This is a genomic window from Acidiplasma aeolicum, assembly GCF_001402945.1.
GTDB classification, from domain to species: Archaea; Thermoplasmatota; Thermoplasmata; order Thermoplasmatales; family Thermoplasmataceae; genus Acidiplasma; species Acidiplasma aeolicum.
Window position 1 is genome coordinate 1 of sequence record NZ_LKBG01000021.1, and the last position, 4,854, is coordinate 4,854.

Sequence of the window (4,854 nt, forward strand, 5' to 3'; positions counted from 1 at the left end):
TGTATAAATATTTTATTTTATCCTCTATTCTATTCTCTAAGAACTCCTTAACCTTGGTATCAAGCTGCCTATTCAGTGATGATACATCAATAATAGTTCCTATTTCCGGGCGCTTTGCATTATTCTGGATATATTCCCATCTTGTACCGGGGAACCCAGAATATGTTTCTTGCTATATATTCGTCCCTATCCTCAGAGTCGGAAAAATGTTCCCTATCATTTTCCAGTTCATTATAAACTTCGGTAAAAGTATCTGATATGTATTTTAAGAATATTAATCCAAGCACAACATGCTTATATTCTGCGGCATCCATATTGTTTCTTAGCTTATCTGCGGCTGCCCATAATTTTTTTGAAGTATTAATTTTACATTATAATATTTAAATAATTAAGAACTAATTATAAAAAACAAAGATTTATTAATAACTAGTAGTTTACTTTATAAATTAGAAGGTGGAAAAATGGGTAAAGATTTAACAAATGAGGCTAAAAAATATCTTGGAAAAGATGAAACCATAATATCAAGTTACAAAGGGCAGTATTTTGCCACCGAAAAAAGAATATTAATTCCAAATCATAGGCATGGTTTTGAGGATTTTAGTTATAAGCATATTACATCTATAAAATATGAAAAATATGCAAGAAAACCGTTAATTATATTGGGCATATTATTTATAATTATAGGTATGATAACATCTTTTGCAAGTGTTTCTGCATTTGCAGCTCTTTTTATTCTGGGAATAGTATTTATTGTACTGGCATTTGTGTTTAAATTGAACTTTTATCTTATTAGAACAAGCGGTGGTGAGGATTTTAAAATACCGGGAAGTAAACAGCAATCTAAAACTGAAGAATTTATTAAATCTATAAGGGAACATATAGATTAAAATTATTTTTTTGTACTAGTTATATATCTATTTAAAAATTTATAATGTATTATTGTTATATTTCCATATAATTTATCTGCTTATGTTCATATTTTTTAATATACGCCATATAAATACACAACCACTGCAGCGAATATGCATGATATATAAAAGTAGGTAAGCACCGTATTTGACATTAAATTATATGGTATAAATATTGATAATAAGGGCATAATTATTGCAGTAAGATCAGGTCTCAAAGATTATTAAGTATTTTAAGGACAAAATTTTCAATAGAAAATTCAAGCCTTTTATATACCGTCATTAATTAATCAAAGACTTTGAAATTTATCAAAAGAATCTGGCAAATTATTCTTTATTAATTCTAAACTTTCATGAATTTCCTTTATTTTTTATTATATACTTGTATCTTCTCCAGATTTATATAATCATAATAACCGCGTTTATAATCCTCAAATTCCTCTATGGTATTTCTAAAAATATCATATATATCTTTATAGCATAGTATTTTACCCTTTAAAACATTAAATCTTATATATAATGGAAGATCCTGAAATATATATCAAAAATATCATTTACATTTAATACACTTAATCTAAATTTATTTCTTTCCTCCTGATTATTATCATAATAAATACATAAATCAATATCTGAACCATTATGAAATGTGCCATTTACAAAGCCGCAATTAACAATAAACTTTATATCTTTCTGTTTATCAAATTTTTTATAAGATTAACAGTGTTATTAATAAGTGGATTATACACAAAATGAAATTATATAAGTATTAATAACTTTATCTTTTGTAATATTTATTTCACAAATCAATATACCAGAAAGGAATCCAATGAGTTTATATATAATTTCTGCAACTAATACTATTAAACATTCAATAAATAATTAATATTTAATATATTTTCAGAACTTATAAATGGCATTATTTTTAAAATAACAATAAATACTATAATTTTAGAATAAACTTAGACAAACTAAGCCATATATATTTATATTATTGATGTTATATAATGTTAAAATCCTTTGAAATTAAACTAATAACAAACAAAAATCACTGATATATAAATTGTATTATATAATGCCGGAATTAATTTATGATTTTATGATAAATAGCCATAAATATAACTTTTTTATCATTATTTAACTTTATATAATCATGTCATATATGACACAATATTTGTATAAAACCATGTCTTATATGGCATAATGATTTTAGATTGGTGATATATCAATATTTTATCAAACTATAACTTCTGGGAAAATTTATACAGACATACCCAGAATTTTTATACCAATAAAAATAATTAAGCTCTTAAATGGTATAAATATATTTAACTGAAAGTGCATAAATTGTTTCTTCGTTATATACTTAAATCAGCAATAAATCTGAGTATCATAACATGCAAGAGTTATAAAAAATATCAATACTAAACTAAAAACATAAACCCAGTTTTTAATAATAATAAAGATTACGTAATTACATATAAAATTTCTATATTATCAAGAATTTCATTTGAATGGACTTAAATTTAAATATTAGTTGAATATAAAGTATTATACTTATGTCTCAACAAAAATTTATTGATAGAGAAGAGGAAATGGAGATATTAAAAAATCAGTATGATATGGAAGGATCAGGGCTTATTGTTATATATGGAAGAAGAAGGGTTGGTAAAACAGAACTTATAAATAATTTTATGTCAGGCCATGGTTTATATTTTCTCGCAACCAATGAGGGGGATACTGAAAATATAAGAAATTTTCAGAAATTATTATCAGAGTTTTTAAATGACAAAAACATTGAATATGCCTATTATAATGACTGGTATTCACTTTTTTCATCCATTGTTAATAACATAAATTTTATAGAGAAAACAAAAAAATCAAAAATTATTATTGCAATTGATGAATTTCCATATTTAATAGAGGCAAACAGGTCTATACCATCTATTTTTCAGAAAATTTATGATTCATTTCTTAAAAATAATAATGTTTTTTTAATTCTTTCAGGGTCATCTGTAAGCATAATGGAAAATGATGTTTTATCATATAAATCCCCGTTATATGGCAGAAGAACCGGGCAGATTAGAATTAAACCATTAAAATTTAAATTTATTAATAATTTTCTGAAATACAACATTGAAGATCTATGCAATAGCTATTTTGTCCTTGGTGGAATACCAGAATATATATTAAAGTTTAATACCAATTTATCATTCTGGAATAATTTAAAAAACAATTTTTTAAACCGTGGCAGCTATCTTTATGAGGAGGCAGAGTTTTTATTAAGAGGCGAGTTAAGGGAGGCCAGGAATTACTTTACAATTTTAAAGGCAATAGCAATTGGAAATCACAGGCTGAATGAGATATGCTCATATACCGGAATGGATAAAAGCATGGTATCAAAATATATTGATGTTTTGATATCCCTTGATTTTATAGAACCGGAAATACCATTTGGGTCAGATAAAAATTTTAAACGCAGGCTTTACTGGATTAAGGACAATTATTTATCATTCTGGTTCCGCTACATATTGCCAAATAAAAGCGAAATAGAAAATTCAAGAACAGAAAGGGTGTTTAATTATATAAAAAATGATTTTAATACATACGCGGGAGAAAAATTTGAATATTTAATAAGGTCATTAATATACGATGGCCTTACCGGAAAATATTATGACAATGTATCAAGGTGGTGGGGTAAAAACAAATTAAAGAATAAAGGAAATGATATTGAGGAAATAGACATAGTTGCGTATTCATCAGAAAGAAATGAACTGTTATTTGGTGAATGCAAGTGGACAAATAAAAAGATATCAGCATCATTAATAGACAAATTAATGGAAAAATCTAAAATTTTGCTTAAAAATTATAATAACTGTAATGTTATATATGCTTTATTTTCCAAATCTGGCTTTATTGAAAATAAAAACACCATAAAAAATAAAAACATAATTTTAATGGATTTAAATGATGTAAAGAATTTTATTGAAAAAAATAAAAGTTAATACACGCTTTAAAGCTGGTTGTGTATATTTTACCTATATATTACATAATGGTACATAATTATATATAAATATTCACATTAACAGTTTCAACCCTATTACCTCATTTAAATGCTTTAATCCTGATGCCCTGGTATTGATTTTTTAAGTATGCAAGAGCATACTATGCCTTTGACATACCCACGGGCCTTGAAATTGATAAAATTTTTTATTTAAATTTATATAGGTTAATGGAGAATATGCTATTATTTTTATATTGTTTTTGTCGCAAGTCAGAAATCTAAGGATTTTTGTTTAAGAATCACTATCCAACATCAAAACAATCAGAATTTTTACACAGATACCTTTTAATAAACTAATAAAACTAATTAAATACAAAGGAGAAGAGAATGGAATAGATGTTATTTTCAGGAAGAATCATACACTTCTAAATGCTCTTTTCTTGATAATGAAACAATAGAAAAACATGATAAATATCTTGGAAAAAGAATAAAAAGAGGATTGTTTAAATCTGCAAAAGGAATTTTAATAAATCCAGATATTAACGGTTCTTACAATATAATAAAAAAGGCATTCCAGAATGCATTTGACGGGATAGGCGGGTTAAGGGTTAATCCTGAAAGTTTAAGCATCTTTAAATTATTAGAGATGACAACTTTCAAAGATGGATGTTAACAAATGTTAACAGAAATCTTAACATAATGTTATGATTTGAACCATGATTTTATTAATAAAAATTTTTTATACCCAATAATATTATAACATTAAATTGATAATAAATATACATGTGTACAGGGGGCCAAAAAATATACGCATAAAGGAAAATGGTCTTGATGTATACACTGATGAACCAATGGAAAATAACCGGGCAAATGCAGATATTATAAAACAGCTATCCAAATTTTATAATGTTAATTCAAAGGATATAAAGATAATCTCTGGCCTTA

4 protein-coding genes and 2 pseudogenes are annotated in these 4,854 nt (G+C 25.4%); 4 read left to right on the top strand and 2 right to left on the bottom strand.

What is annotated here, in order from left to right:
- Positions 1-314 (bottom strand): annotated as a pseudogene (locus AOG54_RS10205) (type I restriction-modification system subunit M N-terminal domain-containing protein); the annotation flags it as partial.
- A 147-nt stretch (positions 315-461) separates the two neighbouring features.
- Between AOG54_RS10205 and AOG54_RS01005 the strand changes: the two are divergent.
- A complete protein-coding gene (locus tag AOG54_RS01005) occupies positions 462-887 on the top strand; it encodes a hypothetical protein (protein ID WP_054963802.1) in 426 nt (141 codons plus the stop codon).
- A 531-nt stretch (positions 888-1,418) separates the two neighbouring features.
- Here the strand turns inward: AOG54_RS01005 and AOG54_RS10210 are convergent.
- Positions 1,419-1,592 carry a nucleotidyltransferase domain-containing protein gene (locus AOG54_RS10210; RefSeq protein ID WP_084795444.1) on the bottom strand — a complete coding sequence of 58 codons (174 nt, stop codon included), beginning with the start codon at positions 1,590-1,592 and terminating at the stop codon, positions 1,419-1,421.
- Between the two features lie 872 nt (positions 1,593-2,464).
- On the opposite strand from AOG54_RS10210, the gene AOG54_RS01010 reads away from it, so the two are divergent.
- The 3 genes and pseudogenes from AOG54_RS01010 to AOG54_RS10220 form a co-directional block, all read left to right on the top strand.
- The gene (locus tag AOG54_RS01010) at positions 2,465-3,910 is read left to right on the top strand and encodes an ATP-binding protein (protein WP_055032279.1); all 1,446 of its coding nucleotides are present in this window, start codon (positions 2,465-2,467) and stop codon (positions 3,908-3,910) included.
- Between the two features lie 303 nt (positions 3,911-4,213).
- Positions 4,214-4,582: pseudogene (locus tag AOG54_RS10215) on the top strand (IS200/IS605 family accessory protein TnpB-related protein); the annotation flags it as partial.
- A 94-nt stretch (positions 4,583-4,676) separates the two neighbouring features.
- The coding region (locus AOG54_RS10220) for a DUF167 family protein (protein WP_156324155.1) at positions 4,677-4,854 on the top strand (178 nt) is incomplete at its 3' end.

Excerpts from the sequence above, each read along its gene's own strand:
- AOG54_RS01005 (WP_054963802.1), top strand. The coding sequence starts at position 462 with ATGGGTAAAGATTTAACAAATGAGGCTAAAAAATATCTTGGAAAAGAT.
- AOG54_RS01010 (WP_055032279.1), top strand. The coding sequence starts at position 2,465 with ATGTCTCAACAAAAATTTATTGATAGAGAAGAGGAAATGGAGATATTA.